This window comes from Geobacillus sp. Sah69 (assembly GCF_001414205.1).
Taxonomy (GTDB): domain Bacteria; phylum Bacillota; class Bacilli; order Bacillales; family Anoxybacillaceae; genus Geobacillus; species Geobacillus stearothermophilus.
On sequence record NZ_LLKS01000031.1, the window covers coordinates 33,135 to 58,316 of the forward strand.

Annotated in this window: 29 protein-coding genes, 1 tRNA gene and 1 pseudogene; 21 read left to right on the forward strand and 10 right to left on the reverse strand. The window is 53.5% G+C overall.

Going from position 1 to position 25,182, the window contains the following annotated elements; all coding sequences use genetic code 11:
• Nucleotides 1-137: 137 nt before the first annotated feature.
• Nucleotides 138-782, reverse strand: a pseudogene (locus AP057_RS06045) (transposase); the annotation flags it as partial.
• A 1,059-nt stretch (nucleotides 783-1,841) separates the two neighbouring features.
• Nucleotides 1,842-2,195, reverse strand: a complete 354-nt coding sequence (locus tag AP057_RS06050; protein WP_055358297.1) for a hypothetical protein — start codon at nucleotides 2,193-2,195, stop codon at nucleotides 1,842-1,844.
• A gap of 253 nt (nucleotides 2,196-2,448) precedes the next feature.
• Here AP057_RS06050 and AP057_RS06055 point away from each other — a divergent pair, with 253 nt between their 5' ends.
• The 10 genes from AP057_RS06055 to AP057_RS06100 all read left to right on the forward strand — a co-directional run bounded on the left by AP057_RS06055 (nucleotide 2,449) and on the right by AP057_RS06100 (nucleotide 9,823).
• The gene (locus AP057_RS06055; protein ID WP_055358298.1) at nucleotides 2,449-4,845 is read left to right on the forward strand and encodes a Na+/H+ antiporter subunit A; all 2,397 of its coding nucleotides are present in this window, start codon (nucleotides 2,449-2,451) and stop codon (nucleotides 4,843-4,845) included.
• Complete coding sequence (locus tag AP057_RS06060) at nucleotides 4,838-5,254, forward strand: Na(+)/H(+) antiporter subunit B (RefSeq protein ID WP_055358299.1); 417 nt, start codon at nucleotides 4,838-4,840, stop codon at nucleotides 5,252-5,254. The genes AP057_RS06055 and AP057_RS06060 overlap by 8 nt, the downstream gene beginning before the upstream one ends.
• On the forward strand, nucleotides 5,255-5,596 hold the full coding sequence (locus AP057_RS06065; protein WP_033010707.1) for a Na(+)/H(+) antiporter subunit C: 342 nt from the start codon (nucleotides 5,255-5,257) through the stop codon (nucleotides 5,594-5,596). It begins immediately after the preceding gene.
• Nucleotides 5,589-7,061: a Na+/H+ antiporter subunit D gene (locus AP057_RS06070; RefSeq protein ID WP_055358300.1), complete on the forward strand. Its 1,473-nt coding sequence runs from the start codon at nucleotides 5,589-5,591 to the stop codon at nucleotides 7,059-7,061. Before AP057_RS06065 ends, AP057_RS06070 begins: the two co-directional genes overlap by 8 nt.
• A gap of 6 nt (nucleotides 7,062-7,067) precedes the next feature.
• On the forward strand, nucleotides 7,068-7,544 hold the full coding sequence (locus AP057_RS06075; RefSeq protein ID WP_033016295.1) for a Na+/H+ antiporter subunit E: 477 nt from the start codon (nucleotides 7,068-7,070) through the stop codon (nucleotides 7,542-7,544).
• Nucleotides 7,544-7,822, forward strand: coding sequence for a Na(+)/H(+) antiporter subunit F1 (locus AP057_RS06080; RefSeq protein ID WP_183084033.1), 279 nt, complete (start codon nucleotides 7,544-7,546; stop codon nucleotides 7,820-7,822). The genes AP057_RS06075 and AP057_RS06080 overlap by 1 nt, the downstream gene beginning before the upstream one ends.
• A 10-nt stretch (nucleotides 7,823-7,832) precedes the next feature.
• Nucleotides 7,833-8,168, forward strand: coding sequence for a monovalent cation/H(+) antiporter subunit G (gene mnhG / locus AP057_RS06085; RefSeq protein ID WP_049624271.1), 336 nt, complete (start codon nucleotides 7,833-7,835; stop codon nucleotides 8,166-8,168).
• Between the two features lie 167 nt (nucleotides 8,169-8,335).
• A complete protein-coding gene (gene kapD, locus AP057_RS06090) occupies nucleotides 8,336-8,956 on the forward strand; it encodes a 3'-5' exonuclease KapD (RefSeq protein ID WP_033016292.1) in 621 nt (206 codons plus the stop codon).
• A 70-nt stretch (nucleotides 8,957-9,026) separates the two neighbouring features.
• Nucleotides 9,027-9,242 (forward strand): hypothetical protein, encoded by a 216-nt coding sequence (locus tag AP057_RS06095; protein WP_033010715.1) that lies wholly within the window; start codon nucleotides 9,027-9,029, stop codon nucleotides 9,240-9,242.
• An 80-nt stretch (nucleotides 9,243-9,322) separates the two neighbouring features.
• Nucleotides 9,323-9,823, forward strand: a complete 501-nt coding sequence (locus tag AP057_RS06100) for a superoxide dismutase family protein (protein WP_369813956.1) — start codon at nucleotides 9,323-9,325, stop codon at nucleotides 9,821-9,823.
• 245 nt (nucleotides 9,824-10,068) lie between these two features.
• On the opposite strand, the gene AP057_RS06105 is transcribed toward AP057_RS06100, so the two are convergent.
• Nucleotides 10,069-11,283, reverse strand: a complete 1,215-nt coding sequence (locus tag AP057_RS06105) for a MalY/PatB family protein (protein ID WP_082432197.1) — start codon at nucleotides 11,281-11,283, stop codon at nucleotides 10,069-10,071.
• Between the two features lie 83 nt (nucleotides 11,284-11,366).
• Between AP057_RS06105 and AP057_RS06110 the strand changes: the two genes are divergently transcribed.
• The 4 genes from AP057_RS06110 (at nucleotide 11,367) to yugI (ending at nucleotide 14,058) form a co-directional block, all read left to right on the forward strand.
• Nucleotides 11,367-11,630 carry a DUF1871 family protein gene (locus AP057_RS06110; RefSeq protein ID WP_033016289.1) on the forward strand — a complete coding sequence of 88 codons (264 nt, stop codon included), beginning with the start codon at nucleotides 11,367-11,369 and terminating at the stop codon, nucleotides 11,628-11,630.
• A 50-nt stretch (nucleotides 11,631-11,680) separates the two neighbouring features.
• Nucleotides 11,681-12,181, forward strand: coding sequence for an Lrp/AsnC family transcriptional regulator (locus AP057_RS06115; RefSeq protein WP_049624269.1), 501 nt, complete (start codon nucleotides 11,681-11,683; stop codon nucleotides 12,179-12,181).
• Entirely contained in the window at nucleotides 12,178-13,350 is a 1,173-nt protein-coding gene (locus tag AP057_RS06120; RefSeq protein WP_033016287.1) for an aminotransferase, read from the forward strand. The genes AP057_RS06115 and AP057_RS06120 overlap by 4 nt, the downstream gene beginning before the upstream one ends.
• 348 nt (nucleotides 13,351-13,698) lie before the next feature.
• Complete coding sequence (gene yugI, locus AP057_RS06125) at nucleotides 13,699-14,058, forward strand: S1 domain-containing post-transcriptional regulator GSP13 (protein ID WP_055358303.1); 360 nt, start codon at nucleotides 13,699-13,701, stop codon at nucleotides 14,056-14,058.
• A gap of 62 nt (nucleotides 14,059-14,120) precedes the next feature.
• On the opposite strand, the gene AP057_RS06130 is transcribed toward yugI, so the two are convergent.
• Nucleotides 14,121-14,354, reverse strand: a complete 234-nt coding sequence (locus AP057_RS06130) for a DUF378 domain-containing protein (protein ID WP_033010722.1) — start codon at nucleotides 14,352-14,354, stop codon at nucleotides 14,121-14,123.
• A 155-nt stretch (nucleotides 14,355-14,509) separates the two neighbouring features.
• Between AP057_RS06130 and AP057_RS06135 the strand changes: the two genes are divergently transcribed.
• The 3 genes from AP057_RS06135 (at nucleotide 14,510) to AP057_RS06145 (ending at nucleotide 18,350) form a co-directional block, all read left to right on the forward strand.
• Nucleotides 14,510-15,673, forward strand: a complete 1,164-nt coding sequence (locus AP057_RS06135; RefSeq protein WP_055358304.1) for an iron-containing alcohol dehydrogenase — start codon at nucleotides 14,510-14,512, stop codon at nucleotides 15,671-15,673.
• Between the two features lie 675 nt (nucleotides 15,674-16,348).
• Nucleotides 16,349-17,698 carry a glucose-6-phosphate isomerase gene (locus tag AP057_RS06140; protein ID WP_049624801.1) on the forward strand — a complete coding sequence of 450 codons (1,350 nt, stop codon included), beginning with the start codon at nucleotides 16,349-16,351 and terminating at the stop codon, nucleotides 17,696-17,698.
• A 247-nt stretch (nucleotides 17,699-17,945) separates the two neighbouring features.
• The gene (locus AP057_RS06145) at nucleotides 17,946-18,350 is read left to right on the forward strand and encodes a YugN-like family protein (protein ID WP_033016282.1); all 405 of its coding nucleotides are present in this window, start codon (nucleotides 17,946-17,948) and stop codon (nucleotides 18,348-18,350) included.
• Here the strand turns inward: AP057_RS06145 and AP057_RS06150 are convergent.
• Nucleotides 18,347-19,342: a TrkA family potassium uptake protein gene (locus tag AP057_RS06150; RefSeq protein ID WP_033016281.1), complete on the reverse strand. Its 996-nt coding sequence runs from the start codon at nucleotides 19,340-19,342 to the stop codon at nucleotides 18,347-18,349. The two genes, AP057_RS06145 and AP057_RS06150, sit on opposite strands and share 4 nt — an antisense overlap.
• Nucleotides 19,343-19,454: 112 nt before the next feature.
• Here AP057_RS06150 and AP057_RS06155 point away from each other — a divergent pair, with 112 nt between their 5' ends.
• Nucleotides 19,455-19,643 (forward strand): H-type small acid-soluble spore protein, encoded by a 189-nt coding sequence (locus tag AP057_RS06155; protein WP_033016280.1) that lies wholly within the window; start codon nucleotides 19,455-19,457, stop codon nucleotides 19,641-19,643.
• Between the two features lie 221 nt (nucleotides 19,644-19,864).
• Here AP057_RS06155 and AP057_RS17815 read toward each other — a convergent pair whose 3' ends face one another.
• Nucleotides 19,865-20,062, reverse strand: a complete 198-nt coding sequence (locus tag AP057_RS17815) for a hypothetical protein (RefSeq protein WP_235468488.1) — start codon at nucleotides 20,060-20,062, stop codon at nucleotides 19,865-19,867.
• 221 nt (nucleotides 20,063-20,283) lie between these two features.
• Between AP057_RS17815 and AP057_RS06165 the strand changes: the two genes are divergently transcribed.
• Nucleotides 20,284-20,784 carry a GNAT family N-acetyltransferase gene (locus tag AP057_RS06165; RefSeq protein WP_033010730.1) on the forward strand — a complete coding sequence of 167 codons (501 nt, stop codon included), beginning with the start codon at nucleotides 20,284-20,286 and terminating at the stop codon, nucleotides 20,782-20,784.
• Between the two features lie 56 nt (nucleotides 20,785-20,840).
• Nucleotides 20,841-21,092 carry a hypothetical protein gene (locus AP057_RS06170; RefSeq protein WP_033016279.1) on the forward strand — a complete coding sequence of 84 codons (252 nt, stop codon included), beginning with the start codon at nucleotides 20,841-20,843 and terminating at the stop codon, nucleotides 21,090-21,092.
• A gap of 123 nt (nucleotides 21,093-21,215) precedes the next feature.
• On the opposite strand, the gene AP057_RS06175 is transcribed toward AP057_RS06170, so the two are convergent.
• From AP057_RS06175 to AP057_RS06185, 3 genes are all read right to left on the reverse strand, one after another.
• Nucleotides 21,216-22,124 (reverse strand): thermonuclease family protein, encoded by a 909-nt coding sequence (locus AP057_RS06175; RefSeq protein WP_055358306.1) that lies wholly within the window; start codon nucleotides 22,122-22,124, stop codon nucleotides 21,216-21,218.
• A gap of 62 nt (nucleotides 22,125-22,186) precedes the next feature.
• Nucleotides 22,187-22,259, reverse strand: a tRNA-Ala gene (locus AP057_RS06180).
• A 70-nt stretch (nucleotides 22,260-22,329) separates the two neighbouring features.
• Complete coding sequence (locus AP057_RS06185; RefSeq protein ID WP_033016277.1) at nucleotides 22,330-23,007, reverse strand: MgtC/SapB family protein; 678 nt, start codon at nucleotides 23,005-23,007, stop codon at nucleotides 22,330-22,332.
• Between the two features lie 61 nt (nucleotides 23,008-23,068).
• On the opposite strand from AP057_RS06185, the gene AP057_RS06190 reads away from it, so the two are divergent.
• Nucleotides 23,069-23,977, forward strand: a complete 909-nt coding sequence (locus AP057_RS06190; RefSeq protein ID WP_055358307.1) for a DMT family transporter — start codon at nucleotides 23,069-23,071, stop codon at nucleotides 23,975-23,977.
• Here AP057_RS06190 and AP057_RS06195 read toward each other — a convergent pair.
• Nucleotides 23,948-24,769 (reverse strand): protein-glutamine gamma-glutamyltransferase, encoded by an 822-nt coding sequence (locus AP057_RS06195; RefSeq protein ID WP_055358327.1) that lies wholly within the window; start codon nucleotides 24,767-24,769, stop codon nucleotides 23,948-23,950. The genes AP057_RS06190 and AP057_RS06195 overlap by 30 nt on opposite strands.
• Nucleotides 24,770-25,182: the final 413 nt, after the last annotated feature.

The following is a 25,182-nucleotide window of genomic DNA, read 5'->3' on the forward strand; positions in this document are numbered from 1 at the left end:
AAATCTTCATCTGAAAGAGCGTGCAAATGTTCCGAAAGAATGTGCAAAATCCGCAATAATTCGCAAAAATTTTGCACATTATTTCCGAATCCGCCTGAAATAATTTGAAAAAGGGATTCTGAAATAATGTGCTAATTTACAGCGATGACATGGAATCCCTTTTTCAGACAGGCTTCGATGAGCGTTTGGGACGGATACCACGAATCCATGAGCACATACACCGGCCGATCCGGTTCCACCTTGAGTGAGGAAAGCATCTCGATCGCCAGGTCGATTTTGCTCCTTCCCGCCTTCTTGTCATACAGGCGGAACGCGAACGGAAACGCCTGCGTGAAGGTGTGCACCATCAGCCAAACGAGCGAATGCCCCCAGACCGATTGATGATCTTTGTGAGAGAAATGCCAACCACACCCTTGAATGGCGTGCGTTGCCCGTGACGAAGGCTTCGTTTTTTGGCAAATCGTATCATCAATCGAGACAAAGAGAGGCTGATTCTTTCGCTCGACCAGGCGCTCGATTCGGCGGAGGATCCACTCTTGAAGCTTCCCAAGCAGCCTTTCCTCATCCCAAGGGCTTTTCGTGAAAAAGTGACTGAGCGTCGTTCGATGATTCGGATGAAAGCTCCAGTGATGAATATCGGTCAATGTTCCCGAGAATCCCTTGGTGGTCAAGGCATCGACGATATGAATGAGATGCTTGATGACCGGTTTGGAAAGCTGCAGCGTCAACCCCAAAGTGAAGAAAAACTTGTGGATTCCTTGGTGATGTGCTAATCTATTCATGAGACATGAACCTCCTTGTGTGAATGGGTTTTGTGCACATCTATTTTACCCAAGGAGTCCGGTTCATGTCTCCTTTTTTGTTTGGTTGTCAATTTATGTTAGTGAATTTGCTCATCTACAGTCATCAAGTTTCTTTGGGCTTTAAGGGGGCCGCAGAAGGCTTCGGTTTCTTCTCGTATCTTTTGGGAAGAGAGGGGCGAGAGTACGTGAGTTGAGGATGGTGGAAGGAAAGAGAAAAGCGGTCATGGAAATGGATCATTCCTGAAACGAGCATTCCTGTTAGGAGCTTTTCCGGGGACTTGATCAAAAAAAGTCCTCTTGGTATGATGCAGGGGTGTCAAACAATACCTACCATCATGCCAAGGAGGACTTCAGATGAATTGTACACAAAATTGTAAATTAGCACATTATTTCGGAATTCACCGAAAGTTGTACTTGACTATTTCAGAACATGCATTCTTTGTACTTATAAGGAAAAATCAGTAAATCAAATTTTACGTACACGGTGGCTCAAGAAAATCCCCTTTTAACCGAAGGCGAATAGATGGATGTGGCGGATTCGGCCGACGGAACACCAAGGAGAATCTTTATGATCAAGAGAATAAAGTTTATACTGTCCACTTTGAAGAACAAGTGCTGCGCTTTTTAGACTACAAGGCGGTCAAGCTGACGATGTTGATTTCTTTGATTACGATCATTGTCGGGGATATCATCTATCGACGCACGTAATCGGATGCGCAATGTGAACGAAAGGGGACGCCGGGCGTTGGTGCCCGGCAAGTTTGTTTAGGCGCCAGACGGCGATGAGACGATCGCTGTCTTTTTTTGGTTCACGAAGGTCGGCGGCGAGAACCGTTTTGGTGTGAAAGGAGCTTCTGGCCCAGCAAGGCGCAAACGACAACACCGCTTCCAGCGCCGTGCATCGTCTGGAAGCGGCGCTATCGCATCGGGCGCGGCCGTTGTGAACGGATGTTGGCAGCCGTCAAAGCGGCGAATGCGAAGAGTGAAGGCTGCTTGCCGCCGTTTTTCCCCTTTCGCCCGCCGCCGCGATGGCGAAGGCTATCCGTGAAAAGGCGGAAACACGTTCCAACGCAAGCCGATGGCAAGCTGGCAGCACGGGAACGATCCAGGCGGCGGCGACAGCGTCAGGCGGATGCCGTCGGGATTAAAATACACTTCAGTTTGCGAGCGGATGCCGAGCGAGCGGATGAGGCGCTTCACTTCCTCCGTTTTTCCTTCTTGGGCGGCGGACATGATCGTGGCGGCAAACGAGCGCGATTCGGCCAGCCTTTTTAAAATGACTCCAGCATCGTTCATGAGCGTCTGGGCGGTGGCAGCCGATTGGGAGAAGATGGCGGGGTTGACCGACGGGTACGGCCTTGCCCATGCCGCAGGGGGCAGGAAATAAACCATGGGCTTGCTCCTCCTGTTCAACGTGATTACTACTTATATACTCGCTGCGCTGCAAGCCGGTGCCATAGAAACGAGGCGATTGGCAGCGTAAGGGGAAACTTTTTTAGGAATTTTTCGCATACAGATAGGCGGCGAAAGTCTGGCTTGATTTTCAGCAGACCGTTGTGCCGACAGAGGCGGGAGTTTATGATACAATACGAAGTAGGATAAGCGGGGCGATGTGAGGGGAAACAATAGGGAAGGAGGATGGTTCATGTTAAACTTGGCAATTGTCTCACCACTGATTTATGCTTTATTCGTTCCGTTTTTGTATAAATATGTGCGTTCGATTCATACCGGATGGTTTGTGCTCCCACTACCGGTCTTATTGTTTTTATATTTTATTCAACATCTCCCTCTTACCCCCTACGGACAAACGATCCCTTGGATTCCGTCTCTAGGAATGGATTTTCAAGTCTATATGGATGGGTTAGGGCTGCTCTTTTCGTTGCTAATCACAGGGATCGGTTCTCTTGTCGTGCTGTATTCGACTTACTATTTGCCAAAGGAAAAGGAAAAACTCGGCCACTTTTACGTGTATTTGCTTTTGTTTATGGGAGCGATGCTTGGCGTCGTTCTTTCGGACAACGCAATGGCGCTCTATCTATTTTGGGAATTGACATCGTTTTCATCCTTTTTATTGATTGGCTACTGGAATGAGCGTGAACGCTCGCGGTATGGGGCGCAAAAATCGATGCTCATCACCGTGCTTGGCGGGTTGTCTTTGCTTGGAGGATTTTTATTGCTTTCGGTCATGAGTGGAGGGTCGTACAGTATTCGCGATTGGATGGCTATGGCGGATGCGTGGCCGCAACATCCGTTATTTTTTCCGGCGATGCTCTTGATTTTGCTTGGCGCGTTTACCAAATCCGCGCAGTTTCCGTTTTACATTTGGCTTCCGGACGCGATGGAAGCGCCGACGCCGGTCAGCGCGTATTTGCATTCGGCCACCATGGTGAAAGCCGGCATTTATTTAGTGGCTCGCTTCACTCCGATTTTTGCTGTTTCTTCGCTATGGGTTTGGTTGGTGATGGGCATTGGAATGGCGACGCTTTGTTGGGCATCGTTTCATGCCGCTCGCCAAACAGATTTGAAAGGATTGCTCGCCTATTCGACGGTGAGCCAGCTCGGGTTGATTATGTCGCTGCTTGGCGCTGGAGCGCTGGCTTTTCATGGCGATCCGGGCGATCGTCGTTTATATATGGCGGCCGTGGTGGCAGCAGTGTTTCACTTAATCAACCATGCGACGTTTAAAGGAAGCTTGTTTATGGCTGCCGGCATTGTCGATCATGAGACCGGGACGCGGGATATCCGGCGTCTTGGCGGGCTGCTCAGCGTTATGCCCGTCACGTTTACCGTTGCGGTCATCGGTTCATTGTCGATGGCAGGTGTGCCTCCGTTTAACGGATTTTTAAGCAAAGAAATGTTTTTTGCGGCCATGGTGCAGGTGGCGAACGCCCATTTGTTTTCGCTTGATGTCTGGGGGATCTTGTTTCCGGTGCTCGCTTGGGTGGGGAGCGTGTTCACCTTTTTGTACAGCCTTCTTTTTGTTGGGAAAACGTTTCTTGGCGCTCCGAGGCCTTCGGAATGGCCGAAACGGCCGCACGAAGCCCCGGTGGGGATGCTTGTGGCGCCGGTGGTGCTGGCCGTCCTTGTCATCGGTTTTGGACTGTTTCCGAATGTGTTGTCCAACACGGTGATTGCTCCGGCGGTGGATGCTGTTGTTAACGGCTTGTTCCGTCGGGAAGGGCTTTCCGTGCACATTAGTCATTGGCACGGATGGACGATTGAAGTGTGGATGACGATCGGAGTGATTGTCCTTGGCGTGTTGCTATATCGGAAGTTTGATTCATGGAGGCGCGTGTACGGCGCGTTTTCGCAGCGGCTTTCACTGAATCACTTATATGACACGGTCGTGCGGCAGATGGAAGAGCGGTCGTATTCGCTGACAAGCCGTTACATGACCGGGTATGTTCGGACGTATTTCTTGTATATTTTGTCCGTAATGATCGCGCTGCTTGTCGCAACGATTGTTTTGAAAGTAGATGGAAGGCTCTCGCTAAGCCATTTAGCGGAAGTGGGCATCCATGAACTGATATTGGCGTTGGTCGCCTTGATCGGAACAGCGACGACTGTGGCGGCCAAATCACGTCTTGTTGCGATTATCGCGTTAGGTTCGGTCGGCTATACGGTTTCCCTTTTCTTTGTGTTGTTCCGGGCACCTGACTTGGCATTGACCCAGCTTGTCATTGAAACGATTTCTGTTTCGCTGTTTTTGCTTTGCTTCTATCATTTGCCGAAGCTCAGCCGCCATGAGAAAGGCGTTCGATTCCGGCTTGGGAACGCTCTTATTTCGCTTGGCGTCGGCGCGTTGGTCAGCGTGATCGCCTTGTTGGCGTACAGTGAGAAAAACTTTGCATCGATCGCTCAATACCATATTGAAAACGCGTATGAAAAAGCGGCTGGAAAAAATATTGTCAACGTGATCTTAGTCGACTTCCGCGGATTTGATACACTTTTTGAAATTTGTGTGCTGGCGATCGCGGCGCTCGGCATTTACGCTTTAGTGAAGCTGAAAGCTCCGAAAGGGGAGAGCGGCAAATATGAATGAGCTCATTTTGCGCACGGTAACGGCCGTTGTCACGTTTATGATCATTTTATTTGGGATTCAGCTTTTTTTCGCCGGCCACTATTACCCAGGCGGCGGATTCATTGCCGGTCTCGTTACCGCCGGCGCCATTATTTTGCTGCTGCTGGCGTTTGACATCAAAACCGTCCGGTCGATGATCCCGGTTTCGTATCGCACGCTCATTGGTGTCGGGCTGCTGTTTGCCTTAGGAACAGGTCTTGGCGGCTTATTATTCGATGTCCCGTTTTTAACGCACGCCCATGGCCATGTCATGCTGCCGCTGCTTGGGGATGTGTCGCTCCATACGGCCGTCTTGTTTGACTTAGGAGTCTATTTGGTCGTTGTCGGGGTGACCATGACGATTATCGAAACGATAGGAGAGGATGAATAAATGGAAGTCGTCATGATTATTGTCATCGGCTGTTTGTTTGCCGGCGCTACGTACTTAATGTTAAGCAAAAGTTTGCTTCGGATCATTATCGGCACGGGATTGCTAAGCCATGGAGCGCACTTGCTGTTATTGACGATGGGAGGATTGAAAAAAGGAGCGCCGCCGCTGCTTGACGTGCAGGCGGAACACTATGTCGACCCTGTTCCGCAGGCGCTGATTTTGACGGCGATTGTCATTAGTTTTGGGGTCACGGCGTTTTTGCTCGTTTTGGCGTATCGTTCTTATCAGGAGATCGGGACGGACAACATTGAACGGATGAGGGGAAAGGAAGACCATGACTAATGCAGTAATTTTTCCGATTGCGATTCCATTGACGACAGCAGTTCTCTTGATGTTTTGCGTGAAATCATTGAGAGCGCAAAAAATGATTTCCCTCGTGTCAGCAGGGGCGCTCATCGCTGCGGGCGCTTGGCTTGTGCGTCTTGTCGACCATGAAGGGATGCAAAAGCTCGACGTCGGAAACTGGCCGGCGCCGTTTGGGATTACGCTCGTCTCCGACATGCTTTCAGCGCTCCTGGTGTTGACAACGAGCGTGATCGCGCTCGCTTGCCTGCTGTATTCATTTTTCACGATTGATTCGAAACAGGCGTCTATGTACTACTATGTTTTTTTTCAGTTTCTCATTGTCGGAGTGAACGGGGCATTTACCACAGGGGATATTTTTAATTTATTCGTGTTTTATGAAGTGATGCTTATGTCATCGTATGCGCTTCTCGTTCATGGCGGCACGAAAATCCAGCTTCAGGAAACGATGAAATATATGGTGATCAATGTGTTTTCATCAGCGTTGTTTGTCATCGCCGTCGGCTATTTGTACGCCGTGACCGGCACATTGAATATGGCGCACTTAGCCGTACGGATTTCTCAAGCAGACAACACTGCTGTATTGACGGTCATTTGCTTGCTTTTTCTCATTGTCTTTGGGTTAAAGGGGGCGTTGTTTCCGTTTTATGTTTGGATGCCGGGGGCTTATTCCGCTCCGCCGTCAGCTGTGCTTGCGTTGTTTGGCGGCTTGTTGACAAAAGTCGGTGTGTATTCGATCTTGCGCACTTTCTCGCTCATTTTCCGTCAAGATGTCGGCTATACGCATACGATTTTAGCGTGGTTGGCGATCGCGACCGTTGTATTTGGCGTCATTGGCGCCGTGGCTTACCGCGATATGCGGCAAATCGCCATTTATAACATTGTGGCGGCCGTCGGTGTGATGGCGTTTGGCATTTCTTTAATGACAGAAGAAAGTATGGAAGGCACGATCTTTTACTTGCTGCAAGACATGGTCATGAAAACGGCGCTCTTTTTCATTATCGGGGCGATTGCGTATGTCGCGGGAACGAATCAACTCGGGCGGTTCAGCGGACTGCTCGGTTCGTATCCACTGCTTAGCTGGACCGTATTCCTTTCCGCTCTTGCGCTAAGCGGCATTCCTCCGTTCAGCGGGTTTATCGGAAAAGCGCTCATTATTCGGGCGGCGTTTGAAAAAGGACAGCTTCTGTTTGCGCTGGTTGTGTTATTATCCAGCTTGCTTGTGCTTTATTCGGTGATGAAAATTTTTATTCAATCTTGTTGGGGAGAAGCGCGCGGGTATGAGCAAAAACGAGTCGCCCCGCTGTATGTGCCGATTGTCGCGCTTCTTTCCTTGGCCGTTTTATACGGCGTCGGGGCCGAATTTGTTCGTCCATATATCGCTCAGGCGGCGGCGACGTTGGCGGATCCGTCAATATATATTGAGTCCGTGCTGAAGGAGTAGAGGCAAATGGCGCAACAATTGCTGATCAATGTGATATTGGCATTCGTTTGGATGTTTCTTGCTGATTCGTTTAGCGGATCATCGTTTGTCATTGGATATCTTCTTGGTTTCGGCATCATTTTTGTGCTGCGAAGATATTTCTCGACGACGTTTTATGCCGTACCGTTGTTTGTGATTGGAAAGCTGGCGCTCATTTTCATCAAAGAGTTGTTGTTGGCCAACTGGGCTGTTTTGAAGATTGTTCTTTCCCCGTCGCTGGACATGAAACCTTGCATTTTCGCTCTTCCTCTTGAGGTGAGAAGGAACTGGGAAATTACGCTGTTGTCGAGCTTGATTACATTGACGCCCGGAACGTTTGTGATCGACGTCTCTGATGATAAGAAAGAGATTTATATTCATACGATTGATGCTCCGGATGTGGATGAAGTCATCCGACAAATCAAGACATCATTTGAAAAAACGATTTTGGAGGTGAGCCGGTGATGGTGGTGTTCAATGTCGCGCTGACGTTGTTGTCGCTTGCTGTCATCTGCTTTCTGTATCGGGTTGTCAAGGGCCCGACTGTGGCGGACCGGGTCATTGCGCTTGATGCGATTGGGATTTGTCTGGCAGGCATTGTGGCGGTGCTGTCCATCATATTGGAGACGAGCGTGTTTTTAGAAATTATTTTGCTGATTGGAATTTTGGCATTTCTTGGCACGGCGGCGTTTGCTAAGTTTTTGCAAAAGGGGGTTGTGATTGAACGTGACGGAAATCATTGATGGGGTGATCATGTTGCTCGTCATGGTTGGCGCGCTGTTAACGTTGATTTCGGCCATCGGCGCCCTCCGCCTCCCTGACGTCTATACGAGAAGCCATGCCATTAGCAAAAGCACTACTCTAGGGATGATTTTTATCTTAATGGGGACGTTATTTTACTTTTGGTTGAAGCACGATCATTTCAATTCCCGTTTGTTGTTGGCTATTGTCTTTCTTTTTTTAACATCTCCGGTGTCAGCTCATTTGATCAGCCGTGCGGCGTACTACTCCGGCGTTCGCCCGTGGGAAGGGACGGTTCGCGATGATTTAGCCGAACGGAGAGAACGTATAACGAAAAGCGCAAAGTAGAGAAGAAATAGCGGGATGTCCTTTGGGTTTCTCCAGACCACTCCGCTTTCACGGCATCCGCCTCTTTTTCGCCCTTTTCTGAAAAAAGAAATAAACAATGGCTTCTACGTGATATAATAATAAGTAAGACCCATTACGGCTGTATGGAAGAAAGGGGGGAAGCGGCGATGGATGACCCGCAATATTTGTTTCTCGATTTCGAATTTACGATGCCGGAGACGAAAACGAATCCGAGCGGGTTTTGCCCGGAAATTATCGAAGTCGGCCTTGTTGCGGTTGTTGAGGAGCAAATCGTGAGCCAATTTTCCTCCTATGTGAAACCGCTCCGTTTTCCGCAACTCACCGACCGGTGCAAATCGTTCCTCAACATCACCCAAGCGCAAATTGATGGCGGCATGAGCTTTTTTGATCTCGTTTCCTTGCTCCGGCGGTATGACCGAGAGCGCCCGACGACCGTCATTACATGGGGCGGCATGGACATGAAAGTGCTCCGGGAAAACTGTCAGTCGGCGCAAGTCGCATTTCCATTCACCGGCGAACACCGCGATTTGGCTTTGGAGTATAAACGGTTTTTCGGCAACAAAAACCAAACCGCCTTGCGCAAAGCGGTGCAAGAGTATGGAAACGAAGCAGTTGGAAAAGCCCATTGTGCGCTCGATGATGCGTTTACCGCCTACACGATCTTCCGGCTCATCGAAAACGACAAAAAGTATTTGGCGAAGACGAAGCCGCCGACGCTCGGCGAGCGGATCGATTTCACCCAGCTGAGGAAAAAGTTTGCGTTATAGCCGGCTGCGTTGGCAGCGGCTTTTTTATGCTATAATGATAGATGATTTTACGGCAGAAAGGTTGTTTGCGATGTGGCCATGGGTGTTGAACTTGTTTTTGTACTTTCCGGAAGACAAGCGTGAATACATTCCGGCGGCGATTTCCTTTGCCGTCTTTTTCTTGATGGCGGTGTTTACCATGCGGCTCATCGTCGTCATTTCCCGGCGTCAGGAGAAGGAGGCGAAGCAGCTGGAAGAACAGCTGCTCGGCAAACAGGACAGACAAAAACAGCCACCGCATGTATAAACCGGCGCTTCCCCGGCAATAATGGCGGATAACGGATGTGAAGCTGGGGGGAGTTTGTGTTGCGTGGATCATATGCGATCATGTCCGCCGTGCTGCTCGTGTTGTCCGGCTGCGGGCAAGATGAAGGAACGAGCCGGACGGTGGAGATGATCAATGCGGACGGCGATCGGATCGGTACGGTGGAATTGACGGAGCAAGCCGAAGGAGTGCGGTTGAAGCTCGATTTGGAAGGGCTCCCGCCGGGGGAGCACGCCATTCATATTCATGAAAAAGGAAGTTGCCAGCCGCCTGATTTTCAGTCGGCGGGCGGGCATTACAACCCGGACGGGAAAAAGCACGGCCTTCTCCATCCGGAAGGGGCGCACGCCGGCGATTTGCCGAACATCATTGTGAAGGAGGACGGCACGGTCAACGTGGAGCTGATGGCGCCGAATGTGACGCTCCGGGGAGGGGAAAAAGGGACGCTCTTGACGAAAGACGGAACATCGATCGTCATTCACGCCAAGAAAGACGACGGCATGACCCAGCCGGCCGGCGCCGCCGGCGGGCGGATCGCCTGCGGGGAAATCAAGTCGTCATGAAACAGGGGCTCGCGTGCGGGCCCCTGTTTCACGTTGCCGGGACAGCTCTTCGCATGGCAAATGCGCGAAAGCGACGGTTGCACGGCCTCTGCGGCACATGGTTGGCAGAACAGAGAATGGGAAGGAACGATCGTTTGGCTTCCTTTTCTTTTTTGATTGACATGGATAGAGGAATCCCGCAACGGATTTGGTGCTGTTTCGTTTCCGTTTCGCCATTCGCTTGGCCGCACTTCTTTGGCGCAAAGCTAGCCTAGCGCCGCCCCCAGCCGCCGCAGCCCTTCTTCGAGCGTCGGGCGTGGGCAGGCGGCGTTTAAGCGGATGAAGCCGGCGCCTTCGGGACCGAATTTGCTGCCGAATTCAACAGCCAGTTTTCCACTTTCCAACAGCCGCCGTTTCAGCTCCTCCTCGGAAAGGCCGAGGCCGCGGCAGTCGATCCAGATGAGATACGTTGCCTGCGGCCGGATGAGGTGAAGCGCCGGCAGACGGTCGGCCAAATAGGCGGCGACCGCCTCGATGTTTTCCTGCAAGTAGGCAAGCAAGGCGTCGAGCCACGACCCGCCGCATCGGTACGCGGCCTCCGCCCCGACAACGGCGAACGCATTCAACGTAAAAAAGCCGTGACGCTGCTGGATGCGGCGGAACGCCCGGCGCCGCGAATCGTCGGGAATGACCGCTTCGGCCGCCTGCAAGCCGGCCAGGTTGAACGTTTTCGTCGGCGCGCGGAATGTGGCGCTTTGCGCCGCAAACTCGGGACGAAGCGCGGCGAACGGCACATGCTGGTGCGGCGGAAGCGTCAAATCGGCGTGAATTTCGTCCGATAAGACGAAGACGCCGTGTTTGAGGCACAGCTCCCCGAGCCGCTCGAGCTCGGCGGCCGTCCACGATTTGCCTCCGGGATTGTGCGGATGGCAAAGGATGAGCAGCTTTGCCCCGGGTAGTTTGGCTTCCAAGTCGTTCCAGTCGATGACGTAGTTCTCTTCCGCCAGCCGGAGCGGGCTGAATATGAGCGTGCGTCCGTGGCGGCGGACGAGATCAAACAGCGGCCGATAGACGGGCGAGAACACGACGACGCCATCCCCCGGCTCCGAAAACGCCTCAATGGCAGCGGCGACCGCCGGCACAACGCCAGGGGCAAACACGAGCCAAGACGGATCGATCGTCCAGTCATGACGGCGTTCAAGCCATTGGCACACCGCTTCTTTGAGTGAATCGGGAATGACGGTGTAGCCAAACACGCCGTGTTCAACCCGCCGCTGCAGCGCTTCCTGCACTTCGGGCGGCGCCGGAAAATCCATATCGGCGACCCACATCGGCCAGACGTCTTCATGCCCGAATATGCGCTTTGTATCATCCCATTTCACGGACAGCGTGCCCCGGCGGTCAATCACGCGGTCGAACAGGGACGCGGCCGTTCCTTCCCCGTTTTGGGCATGGCTTTTTCCCTCATCGGACGGAAACATTGTTGCATCTTCTCCCTTCTTTTTTTCGAATCGATGGCTTATAATTGGTTATATCATAGCAGCAAGAAAGGTGGATGGACAGCATGGACGGACAGCAGTTGAACCGGCTGCTTCTTGAGACCATCGGCGCCTGGGACCCGTTCGGTCTCGGAAACGGCGCCTACGAGGTGGAAGCGGTCGACGTTCTTCAGGCGGTGTACGATACGGATGATCCCCGCACGCTGGCCGCCCGTATTCAGTCCATATATGAATTCGCGTTTGACAAAACGATTCCTGCCCGCGACTGTCAAAAACTCGCCCGCCGGCTTCTCAAACTGAAACACGCCGCATCTTGTTCGCTCCCGTGACGGCATCCAGCGGCCGGTTTGCGGAAATGGATGAAAGGGAGGAAGACAAAGTGAAACTGAGTGAAAAAGAACTAGAAATTGTAAAAATATTAGAAAAAGATGCGCGTACGCCGCTTGATATGTTGGCGAAAATGGTCGGCCTGCCAGTTGCGGAAACGGAGGCACTCGTCAAAAAGCTGGAAGAGGAGAAAGTGATCGTCCAATATACCGCGCTCGTCGACTGGCGGAAGGTGGACGGTCATGAAGGGGTGACGGCGATGATCGATGTGAAAGTGACCCCGAAGCGCGGCGTCGGCTTTGACGAGGTGGCGGAGCGCATTTACCGCTTTCCGGAAGTGACATCCGTCTATTTGATGTCCGGCGCCTACGACTTGTCGGTCGTCATTGAAGGGCGGTCGATGTCAGAAATTGCCCAGTTTGTATCGGAAAAGTTGTCGACGCTCGATTCTGTCATTTCAACGACGACCCATTTCATTTTGAAAAAATACAAACATGACGGCATCGTCTTTGGTCAAGGAGATCAAGATCGCCGCATCGTGGTGTCGCCATGAAGCCGCAAATGCGAAACACATACGTGTCGAAGACGGTCGCCGCCTTGAAGCCGTCCGGCATCCGCCGCTTTTTCGATCTCGCTTCCGGCATGGAGGGTGTCATTTCGCTCGGCGTCGGCGAACCGGATTTTGTCACGTCCTGGAGCGTCCGCGAAGCGAGCATTTTGTCGCTTGAGCAAGGCTATACGTCCTATACCCCAAACGCCGGGCTTTTGGAGCTCCGCCAAGAGATCGCCGCCTATTTGCGCCGCAAGTTTCACGTTGACTACCGGCCGGAGACGGAAATTTTGGTGACGGTCGGGGCGAGCCAGGCGATCGATTTGGCGCTGAGGGCGATTCTCGACCCGGGCGATGAAGTGATCGTCGTCGAGCCAAGCTTCGTGGCGTATGAGCCGCTTGTCGTGCTTGCCGGCGGGACGCCGGTGGCGGTGCAGACAACGGGCGCAGACGGGTTTCAACTCCATGTGGCGCAGCTGGAGCAGGCGCTCACCGCGCGGACGAAAGCGATCATCATTTGCTCGCCGAACAACCCGACCGGTACGGTTCTCCGTCCGGCTGAACTTGAAGCGCTCGCCCGCCTGGCGAAAGAGCACGATTTGCTTGTCATCGCCGACGAAATTTACGCCGAACTGACGTATGACGGCGGCTATATGAGCATGGCCGCCGTCAGCGGCATGCGCGAGCGGACGATTTTGATTTCCGGGTTTTCGAAAGGGTTCGCGATGACCGGCTGGCGGCTCGGATTTGCTGCGGCGCCGGAAGACATTTTGCAGGCGATGTTGAAAATCCATCAGTATGCGATCATGTGCGCGCCGACGATGGCGCAATACGGGGCGCTTGAGGCGCTTCGCAGCGGGGAGCGCGATGTCGCCGAGATGCGCAGCAGCTACCGGCGGCGGCGCAATTATTTCGTGTCGTCGCTCAATGAAATCGGCTTGCCATGCCATATGCCAGGTGGCGCGTTTTACGCGTTTCCATCCATTCGGCATACCGGCATGACGTCAGAGCAGTTCGCCGAGCGGCTGCTCATCGAAGAAAAAGTGGCGGTCGTCCCCGGCAGCGTCTTTGGCCAAAGCGGAGAAGGACATGTTCGCTGTTCGTACGCGTCGTCGCTTGAACAGCTGCAGGAAGCCGTCAAACGAATAAAACGGTTTTTGGCGCGTTTGTAGCCGGCGGCCAAGGCGCCCACGCGGAAGCGGGGCGCCTTTTTCCGTTTTCGCATGCACACGCCCTCATCCATACGGAGCGGTAATGGCGGCTTGGTTCGGAACCGCTGTTTGCGCCGGCTTTTTCTTGACGCCTATACGTGCGAAAGAGCGGCAAGGACACGACCGGGGGGCGGCCGGTTTAGGAAAAAATCCATCGGGTCGGCAGTTGGCGGCGAGCCGCGCGCCACGGAGCAAGCACATTCGTGCAAGAAAAACAATCGCTTGGGCCTATCCCCTCATTTTTGGGTTTTGCCTTCCCCTTATGTTATAATACAGAAACGATGAAATTCACCAATAGGAGTGTTTTGCTTGCCAACGATCAAACGAGGAGCCATTGTGAAAGGGAAGGTGACAGGTATTCAGCCGTACGGCGCGTTCGTCCAGCTTGAGGGCGGCATGCAGGGGCTCATCCATATTTCCGAGATTTCGCACCGATTTGTCAAAGATGTGCGCGATTATGTCAATGTCGGCGATGACGTGACCGTCAAAGTGCTTGATGTCGACTGGAAGATGAAGCGGGCGAGCTTGTCCTTGAAGGCGCTTGAACCAGGCGCGGAGAAGCGCCAGGCGCGCATCAAAATGCCGCTTGAGCCGGGATTCCGCTCGCTAAAAGAAAAGCTGCGTGAATGGATCGAGCAGTCGAAGAAGGAAGATTTGCCAAAACAATAAAACACTCACCGCCAAGCGGTGAGTGTCCGGTTTCGCCCGCAAACTGCGGTGTCCCGCCCCGTTCAGGTGCGGGTCGGTTTCGGTTCAGTGCGCTCGAGCTCTTCGGCCGGTTTGAACAACAACGCCAGGTTGATCAAGCCGGCGATGCCGACAAGGCTGTAAATGATGCGCGACCAAACGGCGTCCTGGCCGCCGAAAATGGCGGCAACCAAATCAAATTGAAAAAACCCGATTAGTCCCCAGTTTATCGCGCCAATGATCGTCAATAACAAGGCGATCCGCTGCCACGCTCCCATCGTGTCCACCTCCTTTGGGCAAGATCTTTCATTCGCTTATAGAATGAATCATAGCGGTTGAAAATATGCACGGCTGCTTTGGAAAGCAATCGGCTTTACAACGATGGCCGCGGCCGCCATAATAGAAGCCATAGAAGCCAAAGGAGGGAAACGAGATGAAACCGTTTACATTCCGCAACCCGACGAAACTCATTTTCGGGAAGGGGCAAATTGAACAGCTGAGGCAGGAAGTGCCGCGCTACGGCAAAAAGGTGCTGCTTGTCTACGGCGGCGGCAGCATCAAACGAAACGGATTGTATGATGAAGTGATGGCCATCTTGGCCGGCATTGGCGCCGACGTTGTTGAGCTGCCGGGCGTCGAACCGAATCCCCGCGTCTCGACCGTCCGGAAAGGGGTTGATCTTTGCCGGAAGGAAGGGGTTGAGTTTTTGCTCGCTGTCGGCGGCGGCAGCGTGATTGACTGCACGAAGGCGATCGCGGCCGGGGTGAAATTTGACGGCGATCCGTGGGAATTCATCACAAAAAAAGCGGTCGTCACCGACGCGTTGCCGTTTGGCGTGATTTTGACGCTGGCAGCGACAGGGTCGGAGATGAATGCTGGTTCGGTCATTACGAACTGGGAGACGAAAGAAAAATACGGCTGGGGCAGCCCGGTGACGTTTCCGCAGTTTTCGATTTTGGATCCGACCTATACAATAACGGTCCCGAAAGAACATACGGTGTACGGGATCGTCGATATGATGTCGCACGTGTTTGAGCAATATTTCCACCACACGCTGAACACGCCGCTTCAGGACCGGATGTGCGAAGCGGTGCTCAACACGGTCATTGAGGCGGCGCCGAAGCTGGTCAATGACCTGGAAAACTACGAGCTGCGCGAAACGATCATGTACTCGGGCACGATCGCCTTAAACGGATTCCTGCAAATGGGCGTGCGCGGCGACTGGGCGACGCACAACATTGAGCACGCCGTTTCCGCGGTGTATGACATTCCGCACGGCGGGGGATTGGCGATTTTGTTTCCGAACTGGATGAAGCATGTTTTGGATGAAAACGTCAGCCGCTTCGCCCAGCTTGCGGTGCGCGTCTTCGGAGTTGATCCGGCCGGAAAAGCGGAGCGCGATGTGGCGCTTGAAGGCATCGAGCGGCTGCGGGCGTTTTGGTCAAGCCTTGGGGCGCCGTCGCGGTTGATGGACTACGGCATTGGCGACGAGCAGCTCGAACTGATGGCGGATAAAGCCATGGCGTTCGGCGAGTTCGGCCATTTCAAAAAGCTGAACCGTGACGATGTGCTCGCCATTTTGCGCGCGTCGCTTTAACATCTTTCTCACTTCGAAACGAAGTGAAAGTAGGAGATGAATGTCGGTTGGCGTTAGCCAACGAATAGGATAAAATATGGTCCGAACCGACATCTTCGGAACGAAGGGAAGCGTAAAGGGTTCTTGTGTGTGGCTTGCTGTTCGGTGGACACGCACAAGTCGCTTGAAGCCCCCACCTCTAAGCGAAGCGTAGGTGGTGGGTCGTTTACTGGAAAAGCGGGGGCTCTCCAAGATGAAGCGGTTTTGCAACAGCCAGCCGGCGGCTTTAGGCCAAAGCTGGCTGTTTGCTGTCCGTCCCCGGCAAGGCTGGCGATGGAAGAGAAAAGCTGCCGTCATGACCGTGTTCAAAGCGGGAAATGTTGCTTTTCTCGCCGCTCCGGCATCGTCGGTTTGGCGGGCATGGCTGTGTTGCCCGGCTTTCTAGGAGTCGGAAAAGGGTCGGAAAAGGCAGCCAAAACGCACTTTCACAAGCGGCTCCCTTTGCCATTGCCTCTTCGTTTGTGGCAGAATTCTCAATTGGGCGAAACCGCCGTTGTTCGTCGGCTTTCGTCCGAAAACACGCAGCGAAAATTGTCGGAATTGAATCCGTTTGCAAACGCGGACTGCGGCTTGATTTCCCCCGTCTATTCCGCTAAAGTGAAAGAAGGAAATGAACATGAAAGGGAGGCGGAATGGATGACCCATATTCGGTTCGATTATTCGAAAGCGCTCGCCTTTTTTGGCGAACATGAGCTTACATACTTGCGCGATGCGGTGAAAGTCGCGCATCATTCTCTTCACGAAAAAACCGGAACCGGGAACGACTTTTTAGGCTGGCTTGACTGGCCGGTCGACTATGACAAAGACGAATTCGCCCGCATCAAGGAGGCGGCGAAAAAGATTCAATCAGACTCCGATGTCCTTCTTGTGATCGGCATCGGCGGCTCGTATCTTGGCGCGCGCGCGGCGATTGAGATGCTGCATCATTCGTTTTACAACGCCTTGCCGAAAGAGAAGCGGAAAACGCCGCAAATCATTTTTGTCGGCAACAACATCAGCTCGACGTACATGAAAGACGTCATCGATTTCTTGGAAGGAAAAGACTTCTCGATCAACGTCATTTCCAAATCGGGGACGACGACCGAGCCGGCGATCGCGTTCCGTATTTTCCGCAAACTGCTCGAGGATAAATACGGCAAAGAGGAAGCGCGCCGCCGCATTTATGCGACGACGGACAGCAAGCGCGGCGCGTTAAGAACGCTCGCCAACGAGGAAGGGTATGAAACGTTTGTCATTCCGGATGACATTGGCGGCCGCTATTCGGTGTTGACCGCGGTCGGGCTATTGCCGATTGCTGCCAGCGGCGCGGACATCGACGCGATGATGGAAGGCGCGGCGAAAGCGCGCAGCGATTTCAGTTCCTCGGAGCTTGAGGACAACGCCGCCTACCAATACGCCGCCATCCGCAACATTTTGTACAACAAAGGGAAAACGATCGAACTGCTTGTGAACTACGAACCGGCGCTGCACTACTTCGCCGAATGGTGGAAGCAATTGTTTGGCGAAAGCGAAGGGAAAGACCAAAAAGGGATTTACCCGGCGTCGGCCGACTTTTCGACCGACTTGCATTCGCTCGGCCAATACATTCAAGAAGGGCGCCGCGATTTGTTTGAAACGGTGCTGAAGCTAGAAGAACCGCGCCATGAATTAGTCATCGAAGCGGAAGACAGCGACCTTGACGGACTCAACTATTTGGCGGGAAAAACGGTCGATTTCGTCAACACGAAAGCGTTCGAAGGGACGCTGCTCGCCCATACGGACGGCGGCGTGCCGAACTTGGTCATCACCTTGCCGAAACTGGATGAGTACACGTTTGGCTATCTCGTCTACTTCTTTGAGAAAGCGTGCGCTATGAGCGGCTACTTGCTCGGGGTGAATCCATTTGACCAACCGGGAGTGGAAGCATACAAAAAGAACATGTTCGCCCTCTTGGGCAAGCCGGGGTATGAGCAGCTGAAAGAAGAGCTGGAAAAACGGCTGAAATGACAACGCGGCTCACCGCTGTCCGCCATGCTGCGACGCGTCCCAAACGGCCAAAAAAACGCCTCTTCCCTTTTGCGAGGGAAGAGGCGTTTTTTTTTGGCCTGACCCCGTTGTGAACCAGCCATTTGGCTGCTTAGCGCCCGGGCGCGGCTATATCGCCCCCTGCCGTTTTTCACCAGGCGTCTGAAGTCGCCGCGGTCAAATAATCCCCATCAAACGGGAAACGATAAAAAAGAAGGAGGGGTTGTCTATGATTGAACTTCCGTCGCGTTTGGAAGGGAAGCAATTTCAGCTGTACCATTTGGAAGAGCAATTAAAACCACTCGGTTATGTGATCGGCGGCGGCTGGGATTACGATCACGGGTATTTTGACTACAAAATCGCCGACGACTTAGGTTACCAGTTTTTGCGCGTGCCGTTTCGGGCAGTCGACGGGCAGCTTGATTCGCATGGCACGACGGTGGAGCTTGGGCGGCCGTTTTTGCTTGCGCATAAATATCAACAAGGAATTGATGATTTCGCCGATGTGGGCAATGTGGGGGCGACGTTCAACCAGTTTGCCGAACCGCAAGACCCGGATGCGACCGTTCCCGAGCGGTATATTTCCGTCGGTAAAGCGCTCGTTCAAGAGTTGGAGCGCCGCCTGCTCGATTAAGGAACGATCGCGAACAGGCGGTCTCCTTCTTCAATGAGGCGCTGCGGCGAAACGGAAACGGTCCGGTTGTCGGCGCAGACGACGGCAAGCGCGGTGATGTGGCGCCCAAGCAGCCGTTGTTGCACGTCATGAAACGTCTGTCCGATGCATTCGGCATCCGGCTCAAGCAAGGAGAGCGTCTGCGTGCCCGGGCGGCTGAGCATCGCCGTAAGCGCGCTGGCGACGCCCGGGGAGCGGAGGCTGGCGGCCATGGCGAAACTCGCCAGCAAGTTCGTCTCAATCACCTCGTCGGCGCCGGCGCGGAAGGCGTTTGCGACGTTGCGCGCCGTTAAGATTTCGACGATGGCGTACACCGACGGGTTGAGGCTTTTGGCTGCCAGCAGCGTCACGATCGCGTCTTTGTCCGCTTCTGCCTCGGCTTTGTGCGGATTCGCAGTAATGAGCAAAAATCGCGCTTTTTGAATGTTCGCCTTCTCCAACACCGCATCATCGTCGGCCGACCCTTTAATGAAATGAACGGGAACATCAGGGAGCGGGTGGGACGGCACGGTTGCGTCGATCAGCACAAAACGGAGCGACGGCTCGCGCCGGGCGAGGCGAAGCAGCACTTCTCGCGCCCGTTCGTTCCAGCCGACCACGATGGCGTGATCCTGGTCCCGATACTCAAAGCGCCCGCTTGTGCGCGCCGTTGCTTGGGTGGCGGCCGCCGCGGAGACGGAAGCGAAATAGCCGGTGAGAATGCCGGTGCCCAGTGCGATGAGCACGATGGCCGCTATCTTTCCAGCGACTGTTTTGGGCACGATGTCGCCGTAGCCGATCGTGGCCGCGGTCACAATCGCCCACCAAATGCCGTCAAACACGGTGCGGAACGTCTCCGGTTCAATGAGGCGCATGAGCGCGCCAAACAGCACAATCGTGGCGCTCGCAGCGGCAAACAAACGGATGATGGCCGGCCAGCGCCAGTATGCGAACAACACATCCCTCGTTTTCATCGCATTCCCTCTCTCGGATTTTTCTCCCTTTAGTGTGGACCATTTTTGCATAATCATTCCTATTCCCTCGCATACTAGGAAACGGAGCACGACGGAAAGGGGGAAAGCGGCGATGGAGATGAACCGCGTCAAACAAATCGTTTCGTCGCCCGCTGATATTCCGGTCTATTACAACGGGGTATCGGTCTGGATCGACGCGTATGACGAAGAACGGCAAATGGCGACCGTCCATTTGCGCGACGGCCGGCTCAATGAGCGCCTGGATGTGCCGGTCGCCGAGCTGACTGAGGAGCGCGAATGACCCGCAGGACGGGCGAGAAACCGCTGACGAACCAATTCGCTGGCAACGGCAAGGTTACGGACGAAATGTCTGTAACCTTATTTTATTGGCCCCGCTGTTCGGCGGTTGCCCCGGTGTTTTTTTAATTTCTTGATATATGACTGTCCGGTCGGTAACATATGGTCATGACTAATGGGTCAACGACTGGAAATATCGAAAGGAGAGAGAACGGGCGGGGAACGTCATTCGATTTTCATTAAACAATAAGCTGGCCGTTGCGAAGCGGCGATGTATACGCTAAGGCCAAAAAGCAGCACTGTACGCCGCCCTTTTCGGTCGGTGAGCGGTCCGTAGATGATTTGCATCATCGCAAGGAAAAAGGTGAAAATCGAAATCGTCAAGTTGATCCAAAATGAAGAAGTCGCCAATGCGGCCGTCACTTCTGGTAAAATAGGGGTGTAAACCGTCTGCGTAAACGGGCCGAGAAAGGCGGCAAGCGAGACGAGATAGACGACAAGCTAGCGTTTCATGTTGTTCTCCTTTCTTTGTTTGTACATACGTTTTGATTATACTCCCCGCTTGTTTCGTTTTTGGAAACGAAATGCGCTGCAAAAAAAGCGGCTTTGGACGCAAAAGAGAAATCGAAAAGGGGAGATTTCAGATGGAACAATGGGTGATCCGCGATGCGACGGCGGCCGATTTGCCGCACATCGTCCGCATTTACAACGAAACGATCCCAAGCCGAATGGTGACAGCGGATTTGGAACCGGTGTCGGTGGAAAGCCGAAAGGCGTGGTTTGAAGCGCATGATCCTCACCATCGGCCGCTTTGGGTGGTGGAAGATGGCGGCGATATTTGTGCCTGGCTCAGTTTCCAATCGTTTTACGGCCGCCCGGCGTACCGCCATACGGCGGAGGTGAGCATTTATATTGCCGAATCGCACCGCGGTCAAGGATTGGGGACGAAGTTGCTGAAGCAAGCGGTCGACAAGGCGCCAGCGCTTGAAATAAAGACGCTGCTCGGCTTTATTTTTGCGCATAATGAACCAAGTTTACGGCTTTTCTCCCGCTTCGGATTTGAACGGTGGGGATATTTTCCGCGCGTGGCGGAACTGGATGGGGTGGAACGCGATTTGGTCATCGTCGGCAAACGGCTTGTATAGAATGGCGTCCGATGGGGCACGGATAATCATGACAATGCCAAGAAAGAGGGAATGACATGAACGTTATGCCGATTCGGCTGTTTACGATTCAAGACGGCGAAGGATTTGTCGCCGACGCCTTTCAATGCCCGGTGACCGGCAATTTGATTTATAAATCGTCCGGCACGCCGTCTGTCATCGCGTACACCGATCTCACAGACTGGCAAATTGCGCGCTTGGAGGAATACGGATTCCGCCGGCTCGAGGCGGCGTCCGGGCGAACGGCCGCCCACGAAGGCGGCATTGAAGAACTGCTCCCGAAACAATAGCAGCGGGTTGTCCTGCAGCCCGCACCAAAACAGCCTGTCCGCACCGGACAGGCTGTTTCATTGGCAGGGCGTCAAGATGCGGGCAACCGGGCGTTTCGAGCTGCCATCATCCGCCCGCACCGGTCATGTCCCCCGGCGGACGAACCAATAGAGCGCGGCCGCCGCCAGCAAACCAAGCAACGCATAAACAACGGGATGACCCGCGCGGTCTTTCGGCGCCGCCTCTTGATCGGAAGCAGACGGTTGATCGGCGGCCGGGCTGCCAGCGGGCTTCTCGTTTGACGGCGTGTTGCCATCAGGCGGATGGTCCGCCCCGTTTGGCGTTGGCTTTTCATCCGCCGCTCCCCTTCCGTACATGCCCGTCCCCGTCCGTTTTGCCTCGTTCAACGCGGCGCGGACACGGTCTTCGTATTTGTAATCGCCATAGTCATAAAAGTCTTCCACCAATCCCGCTTTGGCAATCTCCTCTTGCAACAGGCGACCGTCCACCCACACCCAGGAGAGCAGCCGCTGGTATTTGTCGAACAACGTATTCCCGTCTGTTTCAAGCACAATGTCCCCTTTTTGCAGGCGGGAGCACGTGAACTGGCTCGCTTCTTTTCCATATGGCTCGACTTCGATCGTGCTTTCCGGGGTGTCAATGAACAAAAAGCGGGTTGTATACACATGGCCGTTCACACGGAATTTGGCCGTGTCACCGTCCACGCACCCTACCAATGCCGCTTTGTATGTCCGGCCCAGCCGCAGCGAAGCATCGCCCTCTTTTCCCCCGAGCGCATGGCCGTCGAGGTCAATGCGGTCAGGAGTGAGGTTTCGCTTGCATCGTTCATTGCCGTTGTATTTCTGAATAAGTTGGACAAGCTCTTCTTTCGTTTTCGCCTGTTTCGCGAGCGCAGTCGGTTCATGCAGCAAGTACGTGCAGTCGCTGTTGCGAAAATGTCCGCCCAATTCATCTAGTTCGCCACGATGGGCGGCTGCATATATCGGGGCCATCAGCACCAAACAAACGATCATGATCATCATTCGCTTCATCGTGATCCCCTCTCCGCGAAATCAGAAAACAAAAAACCCTTGCCACGCAAGGGTTTGACGGATGGAGCATACCGGGCTCGAACCGGTGACCTTCGCGCTGCCAGCACGACGCTCTCCCAACTGAGCTAATGCCCCAAACGGTATGGATCATCTGCCCATGTTCCATTATATTATAGTTTGTCGGCTGTTTGCAATCCTTTTTTCATCAGCCGCTTTCAATATCGACATGGACGACGGCGTCGATGGAGCGAATGATGTAGTAAAGCTCGGCGGTCGAGCGCTTTTGGTCAATGACGGCTCTTAGTTTCAGCAAATGCTCATGTTCCTCAACGTCTTTAATGCGGATCGTTTTAATATTGATGCGCTGCTGTTTTAAATGGTCAATCACTTTGGTGATGTTTTTCGCCTCATCGACCGTAATTTGCAGCATCACCTCTTTTTCGCGCAGCTGCTTCGGCCCGAAAAAGTTGATTAAAAATGGAATGAGTTCGACGCTGACAATGAGCAGCGCCACACCGAACGCCGATTCCCAATAAAAGCCCGCGCCAACCGCCACGCCAATCCCTGCCGCCCCCCAAATGATCGCGGCGGTCGTCAGCCCGGTAATGCTGTCGTTGCCGCGGCGCAAAATGACGCCCGCTCCCAGGAACCCAACCCCGGATACGATTTGCGCGGCAAGGCGGAGCGGGTCCATTGTGATATGGTCTTTAAGAGGAAAGACGTACGCCGATTCGATCGAAACGATCGTAAGCAGGCAACTGGAAATGGAAATGACAAGGCACGTTTTCAAGCCGACCGGTTTTCGCTTCAATTCCCGTTCCAACCCGATAATCAGCCCGAGGATGGCGGAAATCCCTAATTTGAGGAACGGATCAAACATCATTTTTTCTCACCTCGTTCATGGTATAATGAATGTAAAAAAATGTTGGTGAGGAGATGGAAACATGAAGCCGCCAAGCGTAGCGAAATCGTATGCTGCGTTATTGATCGGCGCGCTTGCTGTGTCGACATCGGCCATTTTCGTCAAATGGTCGGAGGCGCCGTCGGCCGTTATCGCGTTTTACCGGCTTTTTTTCGCGGTCGTCATCATGACGCCGTTTTTTCTTCGCCATATCCGCGAACTGAAGCGTATTTCCCGACGCGACTGGTGGTTTTCGATTTGTTCCGGCGTGCTGCTTGCGTTTCATTTTATTCTTTGGTTTGAATCGCTCGACTATACTTCCGTCGCCAGCTCGGTCGTGCTTGTGACGCTGCAGCCACTGTTCGCCTTTGCGGGCGGGGCGCTCTTTTTCCGTGAGCGGCTGACGGCGGGCGCGCTCGCAAGCGCTGTTTTGGCGATTGCGGGAAGCGTCTTGATTAGCTGGGGCGATTTTCGCGTCAGCGGCGAAGCGCTCTATGGGGACATGTTGGCGTTGGTGGCGTGCGCGATGGTGACGGCGTACTGGCTGTTCGGCCAAGAAGTGCGCCAACGGTTGTCGCTCATGACGTATACATATATCGTCTATGGCATCAGTGCGGCGGTGTTGTGGCTGTACGCGATGCTGTTTCGCCTTTCGCTGGCGGCGTATCAGCTGACGGATTGGCTTTGTTTTCTCGCCCTTGCCGTCATTCCAACGCTGCTCGGCCACTCGGTGATGAACTGGGCCGTCAAATGGGTGAGCGCCTCGACGGTGTCGATGGCGATTTTGTTTGAACCGGTCGGCGCTTCGGCGTTGGCGTACTGGCTACTCGATGAACCGATCCGCCTGTTTCAATGGATCGGCGGCATTTTTATTTTAACAGGAATCGGGCTGTATTTGTGGGAGAAAAACGAAAAAGGCCCGCTAACGATACAAGAAAGTAGCGGACCCTAACGTCCCGGCGATCCATGGCAGACGGCCGAGCGGCAGGCGGAGTTCGTCGAAGCGGCGGGCGAATTGGGATAAATAAGCGAAGTTCATTTGTGTAATATGAGGAAGAAGATAGGCGGATTTCGTCGCCCACTGCTTCCGCCTCCGGTTGAGGGCGGCGATGATGCCGTCCGCTGTCTCGATGCCGATTCCGTGTCCGTAAAACAAGCCATCGCCCAAATAGATCGTGTTCTCCCCTTGCCATTGCGGCGTCAGCGGATCAACGTCCGGGTTTTTAAAATAAAGGCAGTCCCCGGGGAGAAAGTGTTCTCCCTTTTTCGTTTCGATACCGAGGTCTTTGTCCGTATGCCAGTCATACAGCAGCAAATGGGCAAACAAACGATTGAACGCCGACACGTCAATCCCTTCAAGCACCGCTTTATAAAAAACGATGACGATCGCCGTCGCGCACTCAAAGGCGTACAGTTCGCTGTTGACAAAAATATCATTGATGGCGTCCGATGGAAGAACGTCTGGCCGAAGCTGAAACCCCCCGCGCTCATCCCGCAGCCAGAACTGGCTGTTGCAGCGCGAAAAACGGAAAATGGCAAACTGCGCCCGGCTTTTCGCCAAGTCCACCGAGGCTTGAACGATCTGGCTGCGAAGCTTGATTTCAAACAGCAGTTGCTGTTCGTTCGGATACGTATATAGTTCAGGGGAAGACACAAGGGCGTGCAAAATGCGCTGTTCATTCGGCGGAAGCGAGGACGAGCCGGAAACGTGAAAACCGGACGGAGATGACAAGATGCGAATCAACGCCAAGATGCCTCCTTCAAGAAAGTAAAAATCAAGTAAGTGATGATAGATATATTATTGAAAATGTATGCGCCCGCCGCTCCGCATATTCGTCTGTCTTAGGCGGACAAGTTGCCAAGGCAGCGGGCGCCGTATTCCAACATGATATAAAGGAAGAAGGGGGCAGCAGCGTCGCAAAAAAAATAAAAAAAGGTATTGCATTTTTGTTTTTGAGGTGATATATTAAATAGCGTCGCTGCTAGAACGAACAGTTCGGACGCGACGGGCAAGAAAAACAGTTGACAACGAAAAGATGTTATGTTAGTATAAAGAAGCTGCTTGCGAGAGACAACGGGTTGATGAGGAAGTGAAATTCCTTGCATCCAAGCAGTGCGATCGTTCCTTGAAAACTGAACGAAACGAAGCGCGACGAA